This is a genomic window from Paenibacillus sp. USHLN196 (assembly GCF_037144955.1).
Taxonomy (GTDB): Bacteria; Bacillota; Bacilli; order Paenibacillales; family Paenibacillaceae; genus Paenibacillus; species Paenibacillus xylanexedens_C.
In genome coordinates, this window is record NZ_JBBCYH010000010.1 from 210632 (window position 1) to 236282 (window position 25651).

Here is a 25651-nt window from a genome sequence, read left to right on the forward strand (position 1 = left end):
GCTGTAAATGCGAAGCGAATGGTGAAGCTGGCAAATCCAAAAGTGGCTCGATAGTTGGGTAGCCCCGTTCTCTGCAAGCAATGGATGACAAAAAAGTCTTGGCTTTGTTGCTTCAGGCAACAAAACCAAGACTTTTTCAGTGCTCTTCCTGAAGTAGATGCCTTTTGATTTATTAGGCTAGTTTTTGTTGTTCGCCAGTATCGACTTGTTCAACTACTGTAGCCTTCTCACCGAAACCTTGAACTTCCTTAGACTTCAATCCTGTTTCCATCAAAAGACCAGTTGTCACGAGTGTCACTACTGCAACGCTTGCAAGACCATAAGCAACATAACGTTTTAGCTTGTTGTTACTTGAAAAAAACAGAACTAGCGCAGCAGCAAGCAATAAGAAACCAATTAAATTCATTTCGCCCCTCCTTCCGCCCAAAACTTCAGTACACTTACAGTTTTATATTTATTGGGGTAAAAAATGTTACAATAATTAGTAAATTATCCACTAACTGAATGGTCGAATGTCCCGTTAGCCCATCCTTTAAGGAAAATTCTTGGGTAGATATTTTGTACATCATACACAACAGTCAGTTTGAAATTTCCAACCACGTTAGATTCATAAAAATTGTATCCTACGCCGCCACGTTGATCATCAGCTGTAGCCCCTTCATATGACCAACCAATTGTGTTTGTGGGGAGTAATCGTTCTCGAAGAGCAGGAGATACAACCCAGCTTCCATCTGAGTTCCAAGCGATCTTATGTGTCAATGTATATAGAGTACCGCCAAAAACGTTAGTTGCTGTATAAGTTTTCGTTGCCGAATAGCCCGTTGCAAGTGTAGAAATAGGGGTGTTTGTTGTCTCGTTATAGCCAACTTGGATAAGATTTATCAGTACAGCCAGTCTTTGGTCTTCAGAAAGAACGGAAATATTCTTTTGAAGAGTAGATTGAGAGAGATCTGCTTGCACAAATTTTTCAACTGAAGGAACACCCTTTTCAGCAAAATCACGGACAGCTTCTTTATCTTTTTCAGATAATTCATTCCATAGAGCAATCGCATCATCGCCAGCAACCAACGCAGATCAGGAGACAGCTCTCCTGTGAAATTCAGACTTTTCATCTTCGTGTTCAAAATTAACTCCTTCAACCCGCTGACATCTACAATAAGTTTGGTCAGGTGGCTCTTGCTGATATCCAGCATCGTTTGACCATGATTTATGATATGAAGTTCATTGATGAATGGATTCTCCTCTATAAATGAAAAGATCGGTTCCGTATATCCATCCACTTCAATATGTGTCAAACAAGGTGCTTGGCGAGTTCGGCTACATCTTCCGCAGATGCAGGGCTGAAATCGCGGAGTGTACTCGTACTGCGCCGTATTACACGATTGCCAACCATGACTTCTTCGTCATCATTCGCAGCTTGTTTGAACTGTGCTCTTCGGATCGCATCGATACCTTCCCATTCACGCTGGCGATAGAGCTTTCTCCAATCGGCCAGCCTCCGCCATACGTATTTGTTTCCTCGGTGTAGAGAGGAGGGATGTTGCCTGCGAGCTCATACTGTGGAGGAACATTAGCATGTACGAAACTGTGGGCAACTCGATCATTCCAGAAATAGAAATTACAGATCAGTGGCTTCATCTGGTGAAGCTGTATTTCATTAGGCAGTTGATCACCAGTCCAATCCAATTGAAGGACTGAGGCAAGCGTATCGGAAGTTTTACCTTCTGTTTGTTTCAGTCCAGTTACCTGGCAGGCGACATATTGTTGTAATTCTTCCGCGTACACACAGTATACATCTCCAACCTTGGGGATCATGTTATGCTCCTTTCGTTCTGTACCAATCGATGCTAAGCTACTTGTAAACCTAGTATTCTGCAGAACTAATAATAGATGAATTATATCAAAGCCATTCAGAGACTTCCATTTGGCGATAGAGTCTGTCTTGCTTGAGCAATTTTATAAAAAGGAACGATGTCTATGGACACAGGTATGAGTCGCAACAAAAAATTGGGTGAGTTTTTGAAATCTCGGAGAAGCCGCATTCAACCGGAACAAGTCGGGTTGTCGGGATCTTATGGACAGCGAAGAACACCGGGTCTAAGAAGGGAAGAAGTGGCCGTATTGGCTGGTGTGAGTGCAACGTACTACACGTGGCTCGAACAGGGTAGGGATTTGGCGGCTTCGCGGGAAGTGATGGAGAGCATAGCGAACGCGCTTCAGTTAACGCTGGAAGAGAAGAGCCATCTGTTTGACTTATGGGACCCCAATACGGAACATGAATTCCTTGCTTCGTATTCTCAACTGGAGTCAGGGTGGCAGAGCATTATTGGACAGTTAACTCATCCTTCCTTTATTACGAATGAACGTTCTGAAGTACTTGCCTGGAATGAAGCAGCAGATACGAAACTCTTCAACTTTTCCTCGATGAAGGTGAATGAGCGTCTAATGATGCGGATTTTATTTCTGGATACAGCGCTTAGGGAGCGTATGCACAATTGGGAGGAATTCGCGCGGCACTCGGTAGCTGTTTTCCGTACGTACTATGACAAGTATCCGAATGACCCCGAATTTTCCAGGATAGTGAGACAGTTGAGTGAAGAAAGTGTAGATTTCCAAACGATCTGGAACCTGCACCAAGTCGAAATGAAACAAGTCAATCGAGTCCTGCTTGAAACGACAGATCGGGTAGATGGTTTTGTGCATGCGTACGATATCTTTTCCATGAATAATCTGAACAGCCAGTCAGGCATTCATTGTTGTATTTACGTTCCTGTTGCCGTATAAAAGGTCGATCACCCTAGTAATTTCTTTACTAGCATAAACAGCGTGTGGTTGGAATCTCGGGAGTGAAATAGAATGAACTCAAGTTCAAACGTTTCTATATAACGTTGCTATTTCAAATGAAAAGAGGGAGCCACATGCTCAAAACAAGAACACTGGGAAATGATAAATTACGAATATCCGGGCTCGGCCTGGGTGTGATGATGATGCCGGATAATGACGAATCGGTACATACCATTCAGGGTGCATTGGATGCAGGAGTTACCATGTTTGATACGGCGGATCTGTACGGAGAGTATGAAAAACAGCGATTTGGAGGGAATGAGAAGCTGCTTGGACGCGCGCTTCAAGGTCGAAGATCCGAGGCTATCGTTGCTACCAAATTTGGTGTAACACACACGCAGGGCCCCAAGGGAGATCCGGCCTACATCAAGAAGTCAGTAGATGCGAGTCTTTACAACCTGGGGATGGATTATATCGATCTGTATTATCAACATCGTCCTGATCCCAATACACCCATTGAAGAGACAGTAGGCACACTTGCCGATCTGGTTCAACAGGGGAAGATTCGATATATTGGTTTGTCCGAAGCACCAGTAGAGATCATTCGGCGTGCACATGCTGTTCACCCGATTACAGCGTTGCAGACGGAATATTCATTGTGGAGTCGTGAGATTGAGGATGAGATCATGCCTGTCCTGCATGAATTGAACATTGGCTTGGTTCCATACAGCCCATTGGGACGTGGCTTCCTGACAGGTCAGATCCGATCTATGGACGATTTGCCGGAAGATGATTATCGTCGTCACTATCCACGTTTTCAAGGTGAGAACTTTCAGAAAAATCTGGAGGTTGTCGGACTGATTCAAGAAATGGCTAAGCAAAAAGAATGTACGGTCTCTCAACTTGCTCTGGCTTGGTTGCTTGGAAAATGGGAACATATCGTTCCGATCCCGGGAACTCGCAACCTGGAAAGAGTTCACGAGAACTTGGGAGCGCTACAGGTTTCGCTTACGGATGATGAGATGAACCAGATTGATCGCATATCACCCCAAGGTATTGCAGCCGGTGGGAGATCCCCCGGTCAAGTCTAGTTCCTTAAGATACGATGCAAGAAACCTGCATTTTCGGATCAAAAAGCGTGTATAACATGTGTCAACGGTATTATCTTTCCATTCTTCGGCATACAGTACAACAATGAGATGTATGCCCAAGGAGGAGAAATAATCGTATGATTAATCCCATTCTGCAATCCCCGAACGTGCAGCTGGCGGCTGATTCTAATGCTGTTGTTAATTATCGGAGGGACCCGCGCAATTATGTGACCCAGCTGTTCGGAGCGCAACTGCCAACGATTGAAAATGGTTTCTTTAATGTATATCTTAGCAAAGGGATTATTGTACAGCCTCATTGGCACACGAATGTTACAGAAATGGTCATCGTCATCAGTGGCGAGGTTACAACATCCGTGTTTAATCCATTCACGCGTGAGCGATTGACGTATCGGTTGAAACCGGGGCAGGTTTCGGTGTTCCCCAAAGGCTGGTTTCACTGGTTTGTGGCCGAAACTGATGATGTACACGTATTAACTATTTTTGATCAGCCGACCCCTGATATTGTTTTTGGAGCTGATTTTCTAGCCGCAACGCCACCGGAAGTGGCACATCGTGCCTATTGTCTGGATGAAGAGGCATATGCCAGAGCCGTTGCGTCTATTAAAAACGATGCTATTTTGGGACCGCCTATAGGGTGTGATACCGCTGTTTCTGACCTGTCTACTCAACCATCCAATGCACCCCAACCAACTGAAGGATCCAGAGATTAGGAGCAAATCCTCTCTAATAAAATAGAAACATTCACGCCTGCAGCTTGGAACTCATCCAGTTGCGGGCTTATTCTATACGTTAACACCTATACAAATCTCTGTTAATATAGTTCTAACATCGATGAAAATGGGGGATAGCATCCATGACAATGTCAGAGACCGAAATGCTTGAAACGGCTATGAGTTATGCACCTGTATTGATGTTTGACCGGAACGAACCCTTCTATCCGGATTTTGTTGGCATTACTGTGCTGGATCGTTCAGGTCCTTCGCCTTCATTCAGGAGGGATATTCAATTTCCGGCTGAAGCAGTCCAATATGTAATTGAATATGCCATCTGGTGGGATTATGAGATTGGGCATCTGTATGAGATGGAGCATGTGTGGATATATGTGGGCCATGACGGTGAAGTTGTGGACTGTGAAGCTAGCTTTCATGGCAAAGTGCTGCGGGGTTTGCTGAAGGATCGAGTCAATGTGGTTGGACGTCATGTATGTTTATACTCGCAACCTGGCAAACATGCTTTCTCACCATTGCCGGTTGTATTCGAATTATTACCGGACTTATACAGTGCAGCAGGTGCCAGGGCTGGGTGTGATGGGCTACTTGTGAATGAGTTATTCCGAGGGTATTTTGAAACGAACGAGCAGATCGATGCTCAGGTAATGCGTTATCTGCAAACCCAGGCGTTTGTGCCTGCCATGGAGTTCGAAGAATATCTGTTGAAACCGGAAATGTTTATGACTTGGGACCAATTGTTTGGTATTATCCCGCAGCGAATTAAGTACCGGTTAGTCGAACTGGGGCAGTTGTACGGCACGTAATTCTATTCGTGTGAATCCATAGAATTTATACCAAACTCACTGTAAGAAAATGAAGTGGCACAGTTCGAGAGGAATGAACCGGATTCCACTGGTGATCGTGCGTTCCGTCGACAAAATTGCAGCATACGCAGTAGATGAGATCATTGGGAATCAGGAAGTGGTGATTAAGACGCTTGGTACGTATCTGGGTGCGATGAACCATCTGTCTGGTGCAAAGATCTTGGGCAGCGGAAGAGTTGCACTTATATTGGACGCTTCCTATCTGGTTAGTCATTAGTTGTTAGCTATAGATATTATGCAGGCTGAAGAGCCTCGTCATCCATAACTGGATGGCGAGGCTCTTTGTTGTACTTTTTTGATTATGCTGATTCACGTTTTGAAAATAAGATCCATGAAGCGGTTCGCTGCCAGAGAAATCGGCATATTACGTTTAGTCATAATTCCCACATGGGAAGGGGGAAGCGGAACATCAAGCTGAATTTCGAAGAGAGAACCTTCCTCCAACTCTTTGGAGATGAATTCTCGTGTGACATAGGAAATACCCAATCCCCGACGGGCAAATTCAATGAGCAAATCAACGCTACCGACTTCAATCTCAGGCTTCAACGTGTAATTATAGCTGTTAAACAACTCGGTTATAGCCATGCGAACCCGGCTGTTCCGGGAGAAAAGGATCAGTTGATGCTCAAGAAGCATCTCAAGTGTCATCACTTTACCCTTCAACTGAGCATAACGTTCCCCGGCTACAAAGCAGTCTTTCAACTGAATGCTCTCCCTGACTTCGAGCTGTGGATCAACAATGGGCATCCGAACAACACCAAGGTCGATCTTGCCCTCCTTCAGAAAAGTAATAACTTCCGGCGTCGTTCCATGGCTCAAATGCAGCTTGATGTTAGGGTACAAGGTGTGGAATTCCTCAAGGTACGCCAACATGTAATGTTTGAACAGGGAGTCGCTGCCACCGATCCTCAATTCACCATTGTCGAGGTTCTTCAGTGCGGCCATCTTTTCTTCCGCAAGCGAGATCAAAATCTGGGACTGTTCAATATAGGAGTACAGACTGACACCTTCCTGTGTCAACGCTACACCCTTGGAATTTCGATAAAACAACGTGAGACCGAAGCTCTCTTCCAACTGCTTGATGGCATGACTGACGCTCGGTTGAGTGATATACAGTGCTTTGGCAGCTTGTGTCAAACTGCCTGTTTTGGCGGCCCAATAAAAGACTTTATATAGTTCGTAATTTGTTGTCATAGATGTGGTCTATAGCTCCTGTGAAATATATTAATTACTTGTATGGCTATAAAACGTATTATAGTGTAACTACAACAAAGAAACCAGAGTTACTTGGAAGGAGAACGGTGAGATGGAACCAACTACCATTGTTTTATTTGGTGCTACTGGCGATTTAGCCAAAAGAAAAATATATCCTGCCTTATATAACTTATATCTTGAGCAGAAGCTTCCGGAAACCTTCTCATTGATTGGTCTGGGGCGTAGAGAGTGGTCTGATGAATTCTTTCAGGCACAAGTGGAAAAATCACTAAATGAATTTTCCAGACGCCAAGCTGATCCTGAAGTTGTGAAGTCATTCGTGAAAGCTTTTCGCTACAGTGTATTGAATATAAGTCATAAGGAAGATTATATAAAGCTGTTAGGATTAGTTGAACAAAGAGAAGCTGAACTTGGCATTCCGTCCAATCGCTTGTTTTATCTCTCGGTTGGTCCGGAATTCTTCGAACCCATTGCCGAAAACATTCAAGAAAGCGGACTGGGTTCCACGGAGGGCTGGAAACGTCTCGTCATCGAGAAGCCATTTGGTCACGATCTGCAGTCTGCCAGAGACCTTAATCGCAAATTAAGCGAATCGTTTACCGAGGAAGAAATTTATCGGATTGACCATTACTTGGGCAAACCGATGGTACAGCGTCTGGAGACGTTGCATCAGAGTAACCCGATCATGAAGGCGCTATGGAACAATCGTTACATCTCCAATGTGCAAATTACGGCTAATGAGACTGTGGGTGTTGAAGAACGTGCATCCTATTATGATCATGTAGGCGCAGTGCGAGACATGTTCCAGAATCATATGTTGCAATTGCTCATGATGATGGCGATTCAGCTTCCATACAACAGTACTTCCGAAAAAGTTGGATTGAAGAAAAAACACATCATGGAATCGATCCAGCCATTACAGAAGCAAACTGTAGGTGCAAGCATCATCCGCGGACAGTATGCTGAAGGTAACATTCAAGGCAAACCGGTAAATGCATACGCTGCTGAACCGGGTGTAGCCGAGAATACGATGAATGACACGTTCATTGCTGCCAAATTGCAAATCGATGATTTCTTCTGGCGCGGTGTTCCGTTTTACATTCGCACGGGTAAAAGAATGAAGGAGAAGTCAACACGTATCGTGATTGAATTCAAAGAACCTTCAGGACAGACAAATGTGCTGAAAAACAAGGGCTCCAAGCCGAACCTGCTCGTTATCGAGATGAGTCCTGATCAGAGCATGACATTGCAGCTTAATGCAAGTGATCCTGAGAATAAAGGTGAATTCAAACCGGTTCATATTGATCTTTCTCCGGATAAAGGCGATCTCGCAGAAGCTTACGAGAACCTGATTCGTGATGCTTTGCTCGGGGATCCAACATTCTTTGCCCACTGGGATGAAGTAGAATTGTCCTGGGCTTGGGTGCAACCGATTCTGGATGCATTCCAGGAAAATCTGTTGCCACTACACTTGTATCCTGCGGGTAGCTATGGACCGACTGAATCGGATGCTATGCTTGAAGCAGAAGGTCACCACTGGTGGTTTGATGAGCCGGCGGATCAGGAGTCTGTAGTTACAGATAACATCCCCTTGGCAGTTAATGCAAATCTTTAAACCATAATAAAAAATATATCTGGAGGTAATTCAATCATGAAATTTTTTATCGATACAGCTAACGTGGAAGATATTCAAAAAGCATACAAAATCGGCGTATTGTCTGGTGTAACAACTAACCCATCTTTGGTAGCTAAAGAAGGCGTGAAATTCGAAGATCGTATCGAAGAAATCTTGCGTTTGGTACCTGAAGTTGAGTCCGTTTCTGCGGAAGTGACACCAGATGCCCTTACTGCTGAAGAAATGATCGCGCAAGCAGACGAATTGATCAAAATTAACAACAGCGACAAAAACATCACGATCAAATTGCCGATGACACTAGCAGGACTTGAAGCTTGCCGTTACTTGACCAAAAAAGGCGTGAAAACCAACGTAACGTTGATCTTCACTGTGAACCAGGCACTTCTGGCTGCTCGTGCTGGTGCAACATATGTATCTCCATTCCTGGGACGTCTTGATGATATCTCCGAAGATGGCGTACAATTGGTTGCCAAAGTTGCTGAATTGTTCCGTACACATAACCTGGATGCACAGATTATTGCTGCTTCTGTAAGACATCCGGATCACGTTACACGTGTAGCGATGGCTGGAGCACATATTGCTACTGTTCCATTCTCCGTCATCGAACAGATCTCCAAACACCCGCTGACAGATCAAGGTATGGACAAATTTGCAGCGGACTGGAAAAAAACAGTACAATAATCTATAACCATTCATTCGTTTCAACTTACTATATAAATAATGGAGTATTGGGAGGACATAATGAGTAAACAACAGATTGGTGTTATTGGATTGGCAGTAATGGGTAAAAACCTGGCTTTGAATATTGAAAGCAAAGGTTTCTCGGTAGCGGTTTTTAACCGTTCCCCGGAGAAAACGAACGATCTTCTGAAAGAAGCAGAAGGTAAAAACCTGTCAGGTGCATTCACCATTGAAGAATTCGTGGAGTCCTTGGAGTCCCCGCGCAAAATTCTGATCATGGTTCAAGCAGGTAAAGCGACAGATGCAACGATTGAGCAACTGCTTCCTCATCTGGATCAAGGCGACATTATTATCGACGGAGGTAATGCTTACTTCCCTGACACACAACGTCGCAGTAAAGAGCTGGAAGAAAAAGGTTTCCGCTTTATCGGCGCAGGTGTATCCGGTGGTGAAGAAGGCGCATTGAAAGGCCCGGCAATCATGCCAGGCGGTCAGGAAAGTGCATATCAACTCGTAGAACCGATCCTCACAGCGATCTCCGCTAAAGTTGGCGATGACGCTTGCAGCACGTACATCGGACCTGACGGTGCTGGACACTATGTGAAAATGGTGCATAACGGTATCGAGTACGGAGACATGCAGTTGATTGGTGAAGCTTATCACTTGCTCAAATCCGTATTGAATGTTTCTGTAGAAGAGCTGCATGAGATCTTTACAGAATGGAATCAAGGAGAGCTGGACAGTTACCTGATCGAAATCACAGCAGATATCTTCTCCAAATACGATCCAGAAACCGGTAAACCAATGGTTGACGTGATTTTGGACGCTGCTGGACAAAAAGGAACAGGTAAATGGACAAGCCAAAGTGCACTTGACCTCGGTGTACCATTGTCCATGATTACAGAATCCGTATTCTCCCGTTTCTTGTCTGCAATGAAGGACGAGCGTGTAGCAGCTAGCAAAATCCTGAATGGACCAGCGACTGAAGCGTTCTCTGGCGACAAAAAAGCATTCATCGAGGACGTGCGTAAAGCGCTGTTTGCAAGTAAAATCGTATCCTATGCACAAGGATTTGCACAAATGCGTGCAGCTTCCGATGAGTATGGCTGGGATCTGAAATACGGCAACATTGCCATGATCTTCCGTGGTGGTTGCATCATCCGTTCGCAGTTCTTGCAAAACATTAAAGAAGCATATGACAAAGATGCAGAACTCAAAAACCTGCTGCTTGATCCTTACTTCCAAAACATCGTTGAATCTTATCAAGGCGCATGGCGTGAAGTTATAGCGGCTGCTGTAAAACAAGGTATTCCGGTACCTGGATTCTCCAGCGCATTGTCTTACTACGACAGCTACCGTACAGAGCGTCTGCCAGCAAACTTGCTGCAAGCACAACGTGACTACTTCGGTGCTCACACATTCAAACGTGTGGACAAAGAAGGTTCATTCCACTTCCAGTGGATGGACACTAACGAGTAAATTTCATTCCGAAAATATAGCATTCCTGCAGTTGTCCTTGAATTTAACAATTCAGGGCGACTGCAGGAATGCTTTTTCTCGTTAATGATTCGAATTTGAATATCATTAAATTGTAATAAAATGTACCTAAATGGCTTTTTCAAACAGGTGATCTGACCCTTCAACTACGTTATACTTGTTCAGACGGACCTGTGTCCGTGCTGAAAATTCAGAATACAACTTATTGACGTGGAGGTTAGACCGGGCATGTTTGTATTAGCGGGTATATTGTTTTTGGTAGTATACGGTTTATTAGTGTTCTACATAGGCTGGAGCGGTTGGAGTTGGATGAAACCAGTCGTGTCCGCCAGATTTCGGTGGTTGTATATTATAGCGCTTGTATTCCTTGCCACTTCCTTCATTTTGGCACGAGTATTTGGAAGCATCTCGTTTCTCGGTATCATCGGGTCCTACTGGCTGGCAATCTTCTCGTTATTATTGCTGATCCTGCCCGTCATTCACCTGACGATGTGGCTGCTGAGATTAACCCGTATTCCAAGACATCACACACAGAAGTGGGCAGGTGTCGTTACGCTGGTGTTGTTAGTGTCCACATTAGGTTATGGAATTTTCAACGCCTACACCCCGGTAGTGAGAACATATAATATCCAGATTGATAAAAAAGTAGAAGGTGTAGACAAGCTCAACATTGTCATGGCTGCTGATATGCACTTCGGACTTCTATCTGGCCCTTCACATGCCAAACGCATGGTGGAGGAGATCCATGCACTGAAGCCAGATCTGGTGCTGTATCCTGGAGATATTATTGATGACAATCTGGATATGTATCTGAATAGCGGAATTGCTGACATTATCAGTGACATTCAGGCTCCGTACGGTGTCTATGCTTCGCTCGGGAATCACGACAAGTTCGATGGTCCGATTGAAGATCTGATTGCTGCGCTGGAGAAGAGCAACATGCAAGTTCTGTACGATGACAAGATCGTTTTGGATGACAAGATCACTCTGATTGGACGGAAAGACCGTACAGAGAAGGATCGGGCAGAAGTAGCTGCATTAATGCAAGATACGGACTTGAGCCAACCGGTACTTATGATGGATCACCAGCCGTATGACCTGGATATTGCGGAGCAGAACAACGTAGATCTGGTCGTATCAGGTCACACCCACCGTGGGCAGATTGCACCGGCTCAGTTCATCACACAGGCTATCTACGAGAATGATTGGGGTTATCTGCAAAAGGGTTCCATGCACTCCATTGTAACCTCAGGATTTGGCTTCTGGGGACCTCCAATTCGTACGAGTAGCCGTTCGGAGATTGTACAGATTAATGTGACCTTCAAGCAATGATGAAAGGCCCTTCGAGAGAAGGGTCTTCAGTTTGTTCGAAGCAAGTGATAAGTTCTTGGGTGACGCCGTTTGAATCTGCATCAAAATGTGAATATTAAAACATATGTACCCTTAAACGTGGAAGCTTAGGGAAATGACTCATGTAAGGGAATGAAGTGGAATAGCAGCAGTAGTATTTTTGGGTTGACACCGTTTTCAGGTTATGATAAATTATATCCGAGGCTTGTTACCGGTAATGCGGGCAAAACCACGATGGAAATGATTTTATTATTTCTGTTTTGGTTTTGCCCTTTTTTATTCCTCAAAAAAAACCAGGTGGGTCCATAATGATTATTAAACAGATATTTAATAACAATATTGTCAGTACCGTGGATGACAAAAATCAGGAACTGCTGATCCTCGGCCGGGGTATCGGATTCAAGTTCAAAGCAGGCGATGAGATTGATGAAGAGCGGATTGAGAAGGTATTTCGTCTTCAGGATGCATCGATCTATGAGAAATTCAAATCCATCGTAGCTGAAGTGCCGATTGAGATTCTGCAGGCAACAGATGATATTGTGACACTGGCACGAACGCAATTGAACAAAACCATCAGTGACGGGATCTATGTCTCGCTGTCTGATCACATTCACTTTGCTGTTCAACGCTTGGAAAAAGGAATGATCACTCGCAATCCACTTTCCTGGGAAGTTCAGCATTTCTATAAGGCGGAGTATGATGTAGCCAGAGAAGCATTGACCTTGTTGAAAGAAAGACTGGATATTGAGTTTCCCAAAGATGAAATCTGTAATATTGCATTGCATTTCATCAATGCGGAAGTGAATGATTCCATGAACGATGTCACCCATCTAATGCAGCTGTTGCAGGAGATCATGAATATCATCAAATATCACTTCAACATCGAATTGGACGAAGATAGCGTCAACTATTTCCGCTTCATCACCCATTTGAAATATTTCTGTCAGCGGGTTATTACCCATTCTTCACATGATGATGCCGAGGAGTATTTGTACGAGGTAGTTCGGAAAAACTATCCGGAGACTTTCAAATGTATTGGCAAGATCGAGACTTTTATCCATAAGAACTATCAGTATGACATGACCCACTCTGAGCAGTTATATCTAACGCTCCATCTGGAACGTTTGATGAAAACCAAGCGGGACATGTAGTGTTAACGCGATAGATTAAACCACAATTTGATATCCTATGGGCTTGTTACTGTTCAATCAGGCAATACCCGAATGAGATGGCGCCATCCATATGCGCTAGATTCGTTCGGGTATTTTTTATTGGAAAAATGAGGAGGAAAACATCATGAAACATCAGGAAACGGCACAGGAAATCATTAAAGCCGTTGGGGGAACAAGCAATATTAACTCGGTGTATCACTGCGTCACACGTTTGCGCTTTGATCTAAAAGACAATGAGAAAGTCGACAATGGCTCACTCAAGAAATTGGATAAGGTCATGGGAACAAATATTTCCGGCGATCAATTCCAAGTCATTATCGGTAATGATGTGGCAAAAGTGTTCGATGCCATGGTGAAGGAAAATCCGGCAATCCAGCAAACTACAGAAAATAAAGAGCCAAAGTCGGATAAAAAACAAAATGTCGTGCTGAAAATTTTTGAAACAATCGCAGGTGTCTTTGCCCCGATGCTTCCAGCGATTACTGCGGCAGGTATGCTCAAGGGATTACTTGCGCTATTCGTGTCCGTAGGTTGGATGTCTGCTGGAACGGATACGTATCGTATTCTTTCAGCCATCGGTGACGGCGTATTCCACTACCTGCCTTTACTGATTGCAGTCAGCGCTGCTCGTAAATTCGGCAGTAACCCGTTTGTTGCGATTGCACTAGGTACTGCACTGATGTATCCAGACATGACAGCATTGCTATCTAGCGGTGAATCGGTTGGATTTTTGGGAATCCCGGTTACAGCTGTAAGTTATGCTTCATCGGTTATTCCGATTTTACTCGCTGTATGGTTGATGTCCTATGTTGAGAAATGGGTTGACCGCGTGATCCCTGCTGCACTCAAGCTATTGCTTGTGCCACTGATTACCTTGCTTGTTATGGTTCCGGTGACGCTGATTGCAATCGGTCCATTGGGTACATTTGTAGGTACCGGATTGTCTGGCGGTATCAACTGGCTGTTGAATGAAGGCGGATTGATTGCAGGTATTGTTCTGGGCGGTGCGATGGCGCTCATTATTATGACAGGAATGCACTATGCACTTGTGCCGATCATCCTGAGTAATATTGCCACACTGGGCTTCGATAAATTCTTGCCATTGACGTATATCTCCAATATGGGTCAGGCCGGAGCGACTTTGGGCGTATTCTTCCGTGCAAAAGACAAAAAGCTTAAAACCGTCGCATTGTCCACGAGCTTTACAGCTCTGATGGGTGTAACCGAGCCAGCAATGTACGGTGTAAACATGAAATATAAAAAACCGTTTGCCGCTGCGATGATTGGTAGTGCAGTAGGTGGCGGATTCGCTCTTGCTTTTGGAGCCAAAGCGTATGTGCTTGCGGGTAATGGGGGTCTTCCAGGTCTGCCAGCCCTGATCGGACAAACCTTCTGGTATTCCTTAGGCGGTATGATTCTTGCCTTTGTAGTTGGGGCAATTATGTCTACTGTGTTCGGGATCAAAGAAGAAGAAGGCGACGCAGAGGCGTTGGCTCAATTCTCACCGGGTGCTTCTACAGCACCAGCAAAAGTAGTTTCCAACGATGCAGCAACCGTAAATGTGGACGAGATGGGCGCTCCAACACCAACGAGTGATGCAGTAGCTGTTGCACCGATGACAGGTACATCGATTCCGCTTAAAGAAGTCAATGATCCAACATTCGGTGATGAATTGATGGGTAAAGGTGTAGCATTTGTTCCAACGGTGGGTGAATTGGTTTCTCCAGTGACAGGTACCATCATGAATGTGTTCAAAACGAAACATGCGATCGTTGTCCGCAGTGATAACGGAATGGAATTGCTGATTCATGTTGGAATTAACACGGTGAAGCTGCGTGGACAGTACTTCGATGCATATGTTGCTACAGGAGCACGTGTACAGGCCGGAGACAAGTTACTCACATTTGAACTGGCCGAGATTGCAAAAGAATACGACATTACAACCGCCATGGTTGTTACTAATACGGCTGATTACAAGGCGGTTTTACCTGTAAAATTGGGTGAAATCACGATGGGTGAAGACGTCTTGAAAGCTGAAATCTAAACTGTGTCTTCGGACTAAGGACAATATCAACAAAAGAAGGAGAGATACGAATGATCAATCGACAAGGGTTTCCAGAAGGATTTCTATGGGGCGGCGCTATTGCCGCCAATCAGGCTGAAGGTGGATTCGACGCTGGCGGCAAAGGATGGTCCACAGCCGACATGGTTCCTTATTTTGAGAAAAAGGACTACACCAATCTTAGAGAACTGATGCATGTTACCAGTGCAACGGTTGAGAAAGCAATGGCACATCACAGTGCAGAAGGTTATCCGAAGCGTTACGGGATTGATTTTTACCACCGTTTCAAAGAGGATATTGCGCTCTTCGCAGAGCTGGGCTTCAAGACATTCCGTCTGTCCATCAACTGGCCGCGTATTTTCCCGAATGGTTATGATGCCGAGCCGAATGAAGAGGGACTGCGCTTCTATGACGAAGTGTTCGATGAACTCCGGAAATACGATATCGAACCACTTGTAACCCTCTCGCATTATGAGATGCCTATGGCACTTGTCCTGAAATATAACGGCTGGGCTGGTCGCGAAGTGATTGGACATTTTGTGAGATATGCGGAAACCGTGATGACCCGGTACAAGGACAAAGTAAAATATTGGTTGACGTTCAATGAGATTAACACAACCATTATTGAACCTTTTACAGGTGGCGGTATTATTGAAGATCGAGTTGAGAACACGATGCAAGCTTCTTATCAGGCACTTCATCATCAATTTGTAGCCAGCAGCCTGGTGACAGAGAAAGCACGTCAGATTAACCCGAACTTCCAGATCGGATGTATGCTTGCTCGCATGATTCATTACCCGGCGACGTCGAAACCAGAGGATGTGCTGCAAGCTCAGATCGATAATCAGCTAAACCTGCTGCATACGGATGTACAAGTTCGCGGTAGTTATCCAACGTTTATGGCTCGGTACTGGGCAGAGAACGGGATTACGATTGCCATGGAACCGGGAGATGAGCAGATCTTGCGTGAGCATACGGTTGATTTCATCTCGTTCAGTTATTATACATCCCTGGTATCCGCAGTTAATCCAGAGGAATATGGAGTAACTGGAGGCAACCTGTACAGTACGATCAAGAACCCGAACCTGGAGCGTACGGAATGGGGCTGGCAGCTTGATCCGATCGGTCTGCGCGTTGCATTGAAAGAGCTGTATGATCGTTATCAATTGCCACTGTTTGTGGTGGAGAATGGCCTTGGCGCGAAAGATACGGTTGAAGCAGACGGTTCCATCAACGATGATTACCGGATTGATTATCTGAGAAAACATATTACACAAATGAAAGAAGCCGTTATGGATGGTGTAGACCTGATGGGATATACCAACTGGGGAGCGATTGATATCATCAGTGCATCCACTTCGGAAATGTCCAAGCGTTATGGCGTAATCTACGTGGATCAGGATGACAACGGACAAGGCACATTGAATCGGTATAAGAAAAAGAGCTTTGGCTGGTACCAAAAAGTCATTGCCTCGAATGGCGAGAACTTGGAATAGATCAGAAATTTGAATAGATCAACCTATATAGGCACCCCGGGCGTCGCTGGTATTATGGCGCCGGGGCGCCTTTTTTATATGATTGTGTAGTATCCTCATCAACGCTATTGGCATTTCAAGGTAAAAAAGATGACTACATAACATTCTGGATGGTATACTGTGTTCGTATTGGGGGAGGGATAACCATGAAGAAGCCTATTATTGCTGTAGATATGGATGACACGATATGTCATCTGGTCAAGCGGGCTATATATCACAACAACCTCAACTTCCCGACCCATCCGTTGCGCTACGAGGATATGATCCATTGGGATACATCCCATTTGCGTCATCCGGAGAGCACGCATGATGTATTCTATGGTCGGCCGGGTCTGTTCGAGGAATTGGAATTATACGATGAGTATGTAGTAGATGAGATGCGAAAGCTGAACGATGCTTATGATGTTATTGTTGTGACGGCAGCAGAACCAAGAACAGTCGTTGAGAAGTGGAACTGGCTTCAGCAGCACATGCCTTTTATAAGCGCAGAACAGTTTATCACATGCAAAAGAAAAAACCTGCTCAGCTTCGATCTGCTCATTGATGATGGAGCACATAACCTGATTCCCGCGCATGAGGATGGCAAGAAGGTCATTTGTATCCCGCATCCATGGAACATACAGGAGCGTGAGCGATACAACTTTCCGTTGATGTCTTCTTGGAAAGAGGCCAAGGCTTACATAGATGAAGTGTTACAGGTTGTCAGTGTCTGAAACGTTAATTTTATTGTCCAGAGCGCAGTGCTCTGGATTTTTTGCGATAAGCCAGTGGCGTTTCGCCTGTTATTTTTTTGAATGCAGCGTAGAATGAATCCATATCCCGATATCCCACAAGCTCTGCAATCAGGCTGACTTTGTGCCCTGAACTCTTAAGCAATTCGCAGCTTTTTTGTATACGAAGATGTTGCAGGTGGCTGCTAAAGGTCTGTCCGGTATGCCGTAGAAACATTCGTCCGATCTGCTTTTCGCTCCAGCCGGTTACACGTACGAGATCTGACATTCGAATACGATTGCTTACGTGTTGTTTGAGATAATGAAGAATGTACTCAAAATCGGTGGAATGGATTTCTTCATCATGAACCTCTTGATTGAGTTGTCTGTAGGTCATCAATACCAACTGGCTTACAAGGGTGTATAACATGGTAGACGAACCGATTCCCGGAACGGAGGATTCTCGATACAGCTTCACCATTAGTTCTTCAATCTGGTCGTTGTGATCCACAACGGATATATAAGGAATCTGATTTTGTGCCAGATCCATCAGATGGTGAATGATTTCTTTTTCCTGAATGACGGATGTCAGGGTGTTGATCAATTCAGCATTAAATAGGCAATTATATAGAATTAACGGATGCTCGGTTACGTTGGTGCTCACAGGACGGAAAACATGAGGGACACCGACAGGAATGACAAATAGCATCCCTTTCGTCACCGGAATGATATCTTCACCGATATGATGAAAGCCCTTTCCTTCCGCAACATAGCTATATTCAATAAAATCATGTGCGTGAAATGGAAGTACAAAATCTTCAGAGCAACGATTGACGAAAAGCTGCAGATGGTTATGCAGAAAGTACTCACTTTTCATAAGTTGTACAGATGAATTCACAAGTAACCTCCTTGCAGAGATGGCTGAACTACCGGATGAAATAGTCCTGATTACCGGGTATTTACGACAACAGGATCGATATAATTATATCGTAACCCCGAATGGGAAGCCAAGATGGAAAGGACGATATGCTGATGTTCAACGTTAGTCACCTTCGTTGCGAGTACAAAATTAATCCGATTGGTCTCGACGTAAAATCACCGCGTTTAAGCTGGCAGCTGCAATCCGATCGTCGGAACTGTATGCAATCGGCTTACCAGATTCAGCTGTCGTTGACAGAAGATTTTAAAGTGATTACATGGGATTCAGGAGAACAAAACACGGATCAATCCATACATGTGGAATTAAACTATTTTCAGCCTTCTCCGCGAACGCGATATTACTACCGAATTCGGGCCTGGGATGATGAAGGAAAGGAATCTGGTTGGTCCGAAACGGCTTATTTCGAGATGGGACTGATAGATAGCAACAACCGATGGAAAGCGGAATGGATTACAGCTCAACCAGCGGACGATGCGGAACGGTCATGCCCGCGAATGCGCAAGCAGTTTAATGTGAAACAACCAGTTACGTCTGCCAGAATATATGTGACAGCACTTGGATTATACGAGTTGCATATGAACAACACAAGAGTAGGAGAAGATTATTTTACACCAGGCTGGACTTCTTATCGTAAACGATTACAATATCAAACCTATGATGTAACACACCTACTTCAGGATGGGCAGAACATATTGGGCGCTTATCTGGGTGATGGTTGGTACCTAGGATATCTTGGCTGGAACAAAGAACGGGAGATATTTGGTTCGACATCTGCATTGCTGTTGGAATTGCATATGAAATATGCAGATGGTTCGGAGGAATGGATTTTATCTAATGGGGATTGGACGTCTGCTCCAAGTGCCATTCTCATGTCGGACATCTATATGGGAGAGACGTATGATGCGCGACTGGAGTCCGATTGGTTGGATTCATCTCAGACGAATTGGTCACCCGTGAACGTACTGGAACATCCGAAAGATATCATCGTTGCGCAGGAGAACGTACCCGTTACCCAAGTCGAACAGCTACAGCCAATCGCATTGTTAACAACCCCACAGGGAGATCGTGTAATAGACATGGGGCAGAATATGGTGGGATGGGTGAGATTCAGCCTTCAAGGTGAGGCGTGTCATACGGTTGAGTTGCATCATGCAGAGATATTGGATCATGAAGGCAACTTCTACACCGATAATCTTCGCGCTGCCAAGCAGTGTATTCGCTACACCTGCAAGGGGGATGGAGTGGAAACATTTGAACCGCATTTTACGTTCCAAGGGTTCCGATATGTGAAGCTGGTTGGCTTCCCGGAACACGTTCCTCTGGATGAATTCACCGGAATAGTGCTGCACTCGAATATGGAGCAAACAGGTCAGTTTTCATGCTCCAGCCCACTGGTGAACCAGCTGCACCACAATATATTGTGGGGGCAAAAGGGGAATTTCCTTGATGTGCCGACAGACTGTCCACAGAGGGATGAACGGCTCGGATGGACCGGCGATGCGCAGATGTTTGTCCGCACGTCGTCTTACCTTATGAACACGGCTCCCTTCTTCACTAAATGGCTGCGGGATCTGGAAGCGGACCAGGGAGAAGATGGCGGTATTCCATTCTTTGTTCCGGACCTGAGAAGTTCCACGTCAGAAGGATGGGGAGACACCAGTCATTCTTCTGCCGCTTGGGGTGATGCAGCAGTCATCTGTCCATGGACAATCTATGAGATGTACGGGGATGCCAGGTTACTGGCCGAACAATATGAGAGTATGAAGCGCTGGATTGAATACATTCACGTACAGGGTGACAATCCATATCTGTGGAACACGGGATTCCACTTTGGCGATTGGCTGGGACTGGACTCCAAGCCCGATAGTTATGTGGGCGCAACGGACACGGACTATGTAGCAACTGCATTCTATGCCTATTCGGTTTCATTAACTCAAAAAGCAGCTGAGGTCCTTGGAAAGACAGACGATGCTGAATATTACAAGCAATTGCATACGAACATTGTTCATGCGTTTCGAAATGAATTCGTGACTCCAGCTGGCAAAATTGCTGTTCCGACGCAAACAGCGCATGTTCTTGCGCTTCAATTTGACCTATTGGACGCCACTGCTCGTACTCGTACTGTTGAACAATTGGCAAAACTCGTGAAAGAGGCGGGCAATCATCTTACTACAGGATTCGTGGGTACACCTTATCTGAATCCGGTACTGAGTGATTCAGGTCTTCACGACTTGGCATATACATTACTTTTTCAAGAGGATTATCCGTCCTGGCTGTATCAGGTGACTCAAGGTGCAACGACTGTCTGGGAACATTGGGATGGGATCAAAGAGGATGGCCGTCTCTGGAGTGCTGACATGAACTCATTCAATCACTATGCGTATGGTGCGATTGGGGAATGGTTGTATCGTTATGTTGCGGGAATCCGGTCCGATGAGCATCAGCCAGGGTTCCGAATAGTGCATATCGAGCCGCAACCCGGACCGGGACTGGATTGGGTGGAAGCGAGTCTTGAGACGATGTATGGTCAGGTCGCATCCAGTTGGCACCGACTGGCGGATAACGAAATGGAGATACGGGTGCATATTCCCGTTAATACGAGAGGCACGGTTCGTTTGCCTGGAGCTGGTGGTCAATTGATTCTGGAGCAAGGGAAACCTTTGGAACAAGTGAGTGAAGTTCAGGATATTCGAAGTATTGGAGACGATACCGAAGTCACACTGGGATCTGGAAGTTACCAATTCACTTACAAATACTTTAATGCGGGGAAGGAAGAGGATGCGCAAGAAGCCAGATTGACAGAGTCTGTATAATAAATAGAATAAGCAGAAAGATGTACATTTGAAGAGGGTCTGCTCACACGCAGATCCTTTTTCGAACTTTCCTTCAAGGTGAACAACGAAAGGAGCATAACCATGGCAAAACCTGCATTCAAAGATGCACCTTTACGTCGTGAAATTGAGGATCTGGCTAAGCAAAAGGATCACCATACACTGGCCTGTTGGGCTGCGGAGTGTGCTGAACGTGTCTTGCATATATTTGAGGCGCAGCAGCCCGAGGATCGCCGAGCCCGTAATGCCATTGCCGCAGGACGCGGTTGGATCCGTGGTGAGATTACCATGGTTGATGCTCGAAAGGCGGCTTTTGCAGCTCATGCTGCTGCACGGGAAGCCGATAATGTCGCTGCCTCTGCATCATCTCGTGCGGCGGGGCATGCAGCTGCAACTGCTCATGTGAAGGGACATGCGGTACATGCTGCAACGTACGCAGTGAAAGCTAACTTTTATGACTGTCCGATGGAAGAGCAAAAACAGCGTATCCTGGAGGAGAGAACGTGGCAATATCAATATCTGTTGGGAGGGAATACGGACCATGGGCAAAGAACACGTTAGATTAATTAAACCATCACTGTCGTATAAGGAAGCCTATTTGGCATTTTATGAAGACTGGGTCAAAAGTGGAGAATTGATGGTACCTTGGGTCATTTCCAAAGATCCTTACGCGTACGAGGAGATGTTGGCGTTTTTGCAGCGCAATGAACAAGGGATCGACATCCCGGAAGGCTGGGTCAAAGATAGTACATATTGGCTGGTCACTGAGAGTCAACAAATCGTGGGTGCTGTGAATATAAGGCATGAGCTTAACGATAAATTGTTCAACAGTGGAGGACATATTGGGTATGGCATTCGTCCGGGGGAGCGGCACAATGGCTATGGTTCCGAAATTCTCAGGCTTTCTTTGGAAAAAACGAGAGAGCTTGGAATCACCAAAGTATTGGTCGTATGCGATGCGGTTAATGAGCCTTCTAGAAGGGTTATCCTTCGAAATGGTGGCATTCGGGATGAAGACTATGTGGAGTCCAATGGCAACGTTGTTGAACGATTCTGGATAGAAAATGTCGAATAATGATGTAATATAACGAAAATAATATGGATTATGATTGTATTACCCTCGTGTGCTGATTAAAATGAAGCATAGAATCTGGATTGCGGCCGGAAACTATCATCCCATATCAGGCACAAGTGAGGTTATCTTTATGAATCAACCGGTTAATCGGCCCCGGCGAATTGAGTATCTGGATCTCTATCGTGCTTTTGCCATCATGGCAGTGGTAGCTATTCATGCAACTTCAACAGCAGTCGCGCATTACCCCAAGCACACGTTAGATCATGATGTGTATTACTTCTGGAACACGTTTCTGCAATTTGCTGTTCCAGCGTTTCTGTTCCTGTCCTCTCTGGTCTTGTTCTACAATTACAGTTCCAAGAAGTATGAGAAGGGCTGGATGCAAGCATTTTATAAGAATCGATTATTCTATGTATTTGTACCCTATGTCGTATGGTCTCTTATCTATTTTGCCATCAAACAGCTGCTTGCGGGTAAAGAACCTCTGACACATGGTGTTCAGTTTGCCCAACAATTAGTGATGGGAACCGCTCATACGCACTTGTACTTTTTTCTGATTATTCTTCAATTCTATATCGTTTTTCCATGGCTTCTGTCCCTTACACGCCATCGTTTGTTTAATCGGTACTTGCCATTATTTTTTATTGCGGGCCAAGCGATCTTCTATGCACTACATTTGCAGTTTCACTTCGAACGGACAGGCAGTTTATTACCCAGTTATCTGATCGTGATTGGATTTGGCGCATGGGTTGGGTTGAACTTTGAGTGGGCATTGAACAAACTGTATACTCACCGTTATGTGCTCATAGCTGCGTTATTATGTGGGGGTACCATTTTTATATATGGTAATGCTTATATCAAAACCGCTTTTGCTGCATACCCGGTTATTATCTATACCGTGCTGTTCCTGTTCCGAAATTTGTTTACCTTGTCAGCCTGCCTGCTCCTGCTGATCTTTAGTGAACGAATCGGCACAGGAAAACATACCGAGGTTCGAAAAGCTACGCGTATTCTGGACTCCTTGGGTACAGTTGCGTTCGGAGTATTTTTAATGCATCCACTTGTACTGCTCTTCTGGAGACGTGAATTCACAGATGAACTGGCTCGGCACTTTAGCGTAGGCATCATTCTATCTTATGTTGTGGCGCTCCTGATCTCATGGATCTGCGCGATGGGATTGCGCCGGATGAAGTGGGGATGGGTACTGATTGGACGTTAAGTTAAATTAAACATATACAAAATTAAGATAAGAGTTTTCAAGCCCTCACGCCTTAGGGAATCACTTGAAACCTCTTTTTTATTTGCGCTAAAGAAGGTATCATAAAGTTTAATGTCCATAAAATTGAATTAATGGAATGACACTACCTCGTCAGGAGTGATCGAAAATGAAATTAGTGATTATTTTTGGTCCGCAGGCTGTGGGCAAGATGACGGTGGGGCAAGAACTGGAGAAGATAACAAAGCTAAAATTGTTTCATAACCACATGACCATTGAATTGGTGTCTCCTTTCTTCAGCTATGGCACACCACAAGGCAAAAGACTGGTGAGTCTGTTCCGGCAGGAGATTTTTGAAGAAGTGGCAAAGAGTGATTTGCCGGGTCTGATTTTTACATTTGTGTGGGCTTTGGACGCGGAGTCAGATGGTGAATACATCCGTAAGATCAGTGAGTTGTTTACATCTCAAGGGGGTCAGGTCTGTTATGTGGAACTGGAGGCCGATGCATCAGAAAGACTAGAGCGCAATAAAAGTCCGCATCGTCTGTTACATAAACCAACCAAGCGTGACATTGCGTGGTCTGAGCGAGATTTGCTTGATACGATGAAGCATTATCGATTGAATTCGGAACCTGGAGAAATCACACATGAACACTACGTACGGATTGAGAACACACACAAGAGCCCAGATGAGGTGGCAAAGTTAATTCAGGAACGATTTAATTTGTAATCTGAGAAACGTCTATTTTAGCAAAGTAGATACTTTATATGAGAGGGGCATTACATTTATGTACTTTGTATATTTTTGCTCATAGGACTTGTTTTATGTTATCTGATCCCATTCGGTCCGATTTTGGCTGGGGGTATTGTTTTCGCACTTGTGATAGATCATTACCGTCAGACGATGCATATGCGTGAAGATATCCGAGACATCAAGAATCATCTGGGGCTAATGAACAAAGGGAGGCGAAAGAGTACGAGATGGATAAGCAATTTAAAGATGTCGATCAATTGAGCTCAGAAGAAATGAACATTATTAATCGAAGAATCGAAGCGGAACTGGAGAAAGACAGCAAAAACAATAAACCGTAAATCCCTGTAAAATAATTCTTGATTTGCTCACTCCTGTGAGTATATTTACCTAGATCGGGAGTCATGCTAATTCGATATTAACTTTTTGTTGCACTGTGTAGAATTTTGTAATATTATGAGGAAAGCGCGTACAACATATCGGGTTGTAACTGTTGAATCAGGCAAAGCCGTATACCTTGAGAAAAGGGATTGGTTTGTCTTTTTCTGTATATTGGAGTGATAAAGTGAAAATCGAGAAGGTGCTGAACAATAATGCTGTAGTTGCAATGAATGACGAGCAGGAAGTTATTATCATTGGCCGTGGGATTGCTTATCAGAAGCGGGCGGGTGATATGGTTTCCGAGCAGCATATCGACAAGATATTTACTTTACAGAATGAAGATATTCAGGAAAACTTCAAGGCATTAATCTCAAGCATCCCTCTGGAATACATGAAAGTATCTGAGGAAATCATCGCTTACGCCAAATTAAAACTTGGCAAGAAACTGAATGAGAGCATCTACTTGCATCTCACAGATCATATTCACTTTGCCATTGAGCGGTATCGCAAGAATCTGCCCATACGCAACGGGTTAATCTGGGAGACAAAGCAGTTATACAAAGAGGAATACGAAGTCGGAATGGAAGCGCTCAACATGATCTGTGATCAGTTTGGTGTGATCTTGCCCGAAGACGAAGCCGGTTTTATGGCACTTCATTTTGTAAATGCAGCTTTGAACGAGGAAATGCCCAACATCAAGAGCATGACGCAGGTCATGCAGGAAATCTTGACGATCATCAAGTATCATTTCAAGATTGATTTTGATGAGAACTCACTGACATTTTATCGCTTTGTGACGCATTTGAAGTTTTTCGCCCAACGTTTGGTGAAGGGGAAACATTACAAGAGCAACAACGACGATGAACTGTTCCTGATGATTCAGAAAAAGTATCCAGCAGCGCACAAGTGCTCGGAGAAAATCAAGAAATTCATCGAAAGCAACTACACGTATCAACTAACTGACGAAGAAATGATGTACTTAACGATTCATATTGAGAGAGTTGTGAATGCAACTTCTGAATAATCCCATAGATCAGCTTGCAGGGTTGCAACCACTAGGGCAAAACCTGAACGATTGAATAACAGAACATGACCGTTAACCGGCTGTT

General features: G+C 44.7%; 24 protein-coding genes. 19 read left to right on the forward strand and 5 right to left on the reverse strand.

From position 1 onward, the window contains the following. Positions 1-172: 172 nt before the first annotated feature. From WFI24_RS23205 to WFI24_RS23215, 3 genes are all read right to left on the reverse strand, one after another. Positions 173-406, reverse strand: coding sequence for a hypothetical protein (locus WFI24_RS23205; RefSeq protein ID WP_336764510.1), 234 nt, complete (start codon positions 404-406; stop codon positions 173-175). A gap of 83 nt (positions 407-489) precedes the next feature. Beyond that, on the reverse strand, positions 490-1068 hold the full coding sequence (locus tag WFI24_RS23210; protein WP_336764511.1) for a hypothetical protein: 579 nt from the start codon (positions 1066-1068) through the stop codon (positions 490-492). Between the two features lie 306 nt (positions 1069-1374). Continuing rightward, the gene (locus WFI24_RS23215; RefSeq protein WP_336764512.1) at positions 1375-1815 is read right to left on the reverse strand and encodes a hypothetical protein; all 441 of its coding nucleotides are present in this window, start codon (positions 1813-1815) and stop codon (positions 1375-1377) included. Positions 1816-1977: 162 nt separating this feature from the next. Between WFI24_RS23215 and WFI24_RS23220 the strand changes: the two genes are divergently transcribed. From WFI24_RS23220 to WFI24_RS23240, 5 genes are all read left to right on the forward strand, one after another. Continuing rightward, a complete protein-coding gene (locus WFI24_RS23220) occupies positions 1978-2784 on the forward strand; it encodes a helix-turn-helix transcriptional regulator (RefSeq protein ID WP_336764513.1) in 807 nt (268 codons plus the stop codon). A 134-nt stretch (positions 2785-2918) separates the two neighbouring features. Next, on the forward strand, positions 2919-3875 hold the full coding sequence (locus WFI24_RS23225; RefSeq protein WP_336764514.1) for an aldo/keto reductase: 957 nt from the start codon (positions 2919-2921) through the stop codon (positions 3873-3875). Positions 3876-4012: 137 nt separating this feature from the next. Beyond that, the gene (locus tag WFI24_RS23230; protein ID WP_336764515.1) at positions 4013-4606 is read left to right on the forward strand and encodes a cupin domain-containing protein; all 594 of its coding nucleotides are present in this window, start codon (positions 4013-4015) and stop codon (positions 4604-4606) included. Between the two features lie 143 nt (positions 4607-4749). Next, complete coding sequence (locus tag WFI24_RS23235; protein ID WP_336764516.1) at positions 4750-5430, forward strand: hypothetical protein; 681 nt, start codon at positions 4750-4752, stop codon at positions 5428-5430. A gap of 49 nt (positions 5431-5479) precedes the next feature. Beyond that, the gene (locus WFI24_RS23240) at positions 5480-5707 is read left to right on the forward strand and encodes a chemotaxis protein CheW (RefSeq protein WP_336764517.1); all 228 of its coding nucleotides are present in this window, start codon (positions 5480-5482) and stop codon (positions 5705-5707) included. A 92-nt stretch (positions 5708-5799) separates the two neighbouring features. Here the strand turns inward: WFI24_RS23240 and WFI24_RS23245 are convergent, their stop codons facing one another. Further along, positions 5800-6684: a LysR family transcriptional regulator gene (locus WFI24_RS23245; RefSeq protein ID WP_336764518.1), complete on the reverse strand. Its 885-nt coding sequence runs from the start codon at positions 6682-6684 to the stop codon at positions 5800-5802. A 112-nt stretch (positions 6685-6796) separates the two neighbouring features. Here WFI24_RS23245 and zwf point away from each other — a divergent pair, with 112 nt between their 5' ends. From zwf to WFI24_RS23285, 8 genes are all read left to right on the forward strand, one after another. After that, the gene (gene zwf, locus WFI24_RS23250) at positions 6797-8320 is read left to right on the forward strand and encodes a glucose-6-phosphate dehydrogenase (protein ID WP_336764519.1); all 1524 of its coding nucleotides are present in this window, start codon (positions 6797-6799) and stop codon (positions 8318-8320) included. Between the two features lie 36 nt (positions 8321-8356). Then, entirely contained in the window at positions 8357-9022 is a 666-nt protein-coding gene (gene fsa, locus WFI24_RS23255; protein WP_076210039.1) for a fructose-6-phosphate aldolase, read from the forward strand. A gap of 60 nt (positions 9023-9082) precedes the next feature. After that, positions 9083-10501 (forward strand): NADP-dependent phosphogluconate dehydrogenase, encoded by a 1419-nt coding sequence (gene gndA / locus WFI24_RS23260; RefSeq protein WP_336764520.1) that lies wholly within the window; start codon positions 9083-9085, stop codon positions 10499-10501. Between the two features lie 246 nt (positions 10502-10747). Continuing rightward, the gene (locus WFI24_RS23265; RefSeq protein WP_336764521.1) at positions 10748-11851 is read left to right on the forward strand and encodes a metallophosphoesterase; all 1104 of its coding nucleotides are present in this window, start codon (positions 10748-10750) and stop codon (positions 11849-11851) included. 326 nt (positions 11852-12177) lie between these two features. Next, positions 12178-13020, forward strand: a complete 843-nt coding sequence (gene licT, locus WFI24_RS23270; RefSeq protein WP_336764522.1) for a BglG family transcription antiterminator LicT — start codon at positions 12178-12180, stop codon at positions 13018-13020. A 145-nt stretch (positions 13021-13165) separates the two neighbouring features. Further along, complete coding sequence (locus WFI24_RS23275; RefSeq protein WP_336764523.1) at positions 13166-15085, forward strand: beta-glucoside-specific PTS transporter subunit IIABC; 1920 nt, start codon at positions 13166-13168, stop codon at positions 15083-15085. A 50-nt stretch (positions 15086-15135) separates the two neighbouring features. Continuing rightward, positions 15136-16599: a glycoside hydrolase family 1 protein gene (locus WFI24_RS23280; protein WP_150365525.1), complete on the forward strand. Its 1464-nt coding sequence runs from the start codon at positions 15136-15138 to the stop codon at positions 16597-16599. A gap of 185 nt (positions 16600-16784) precedes the next feature. Next, positions 16785-17351, forward strand: coding sequence for a 5' nucleotidase, NT5C type (locus tag WFI24_RS23285; RefSeq protein ID WP_336764524.1), 567 nt, complete (start codon positions 16785-16787; stop codon positions 17349-17351). Positions 17352-17361: 10 nt separating this feature from the next. Here the strand turns inward: WFI24_RS23285 and WFI24_RS23290 are convergent, their stop codons facing one another. Further along, a complete protein-coding gene (locus WFI24_RS23290; protein ID WP_336764525.1) occupies positions 17362-18246 on the reverse strand; it encodes an AraC family transcriptional regulator in 885 nt (294 codons plus the stop codon). A gap of 134 nt (positions 18247-18380) precedes the next feature. On the opposite strand from WFI24_RS23290, the gene WFI24_RS23295 reads away from it, so the two are divergent. From WFI24_RS23295 to licT (WFI24_RS23320), 6 genes are all read left to right on the forward strand, one after another. Beyond that, positions 18381-21101, forward strand: coding sequence for a family 78 glycoside hydrolase catalytic domain (locus tag WFI24_RS23295; RefSeq protein ID WP_336764526.1), 2721 nt, complete (start codon positions 18381-18383; stop codon positions 21099-21101). Between the two features lie 102 nt (positions 21102-21203). Further along, positions 21204-21680 (forward strand): putative immunity protein, encoded by a 477-nt coding sequence (locus WFI24_RS23300; protein ID WP_336764527.1) that lies wholly within the window; start codon positions 21204-21206, stop codon positions 21678-21680. Next, positions 21661-22194, forward strand: a complete 534-nt coding sequence (locus tag WFI24_RS23305; protein WP_336764528.1) for a GNAT family N-acetyltransferase — start codon at positions 21661-21663, stop codon at positions 22192-22194. Before WFI24_RS23300 ends, WFI24_RS23305 begins: the two co-directional genes overlap by 20 nt. A gap of 130 nt (positions 22195-22324) precedes the next feature. After that, a complete protein-coding gene (locus tag WFI24_RS23310; protein WP_336764529.1) occupies positions 22325-23413 on the forward strand; it encodes an acyltransferase in 1089 nt (362 codons plus the stop codon). A 166-nt stretch (positions 23414-23579) separates the two neighbouring features. After that, a complete protein-coding gene (locus tag WFI24_RS23315; RefSeq protein ID WP_336764530.1) occupies positions 23580-24140 on the forward strand; it encodes an AAA family ATPase in 561 nt (186 codons plus the stop codon). 586 nt (positions 24141-24726) lie between these two features. Continuing rightward, a complete protein-coding gene (gene licT, locus WFI24_RS23320; RefSeq protein WP_091034839.1) occupies positions 24727-25566 on the forward strand; it encodes a BglG family transcription antiterminator LicT in 840 nt (279 codons plus the stop codon). Positions 25567-25651 lie beyond the last annotated feature (85 nt).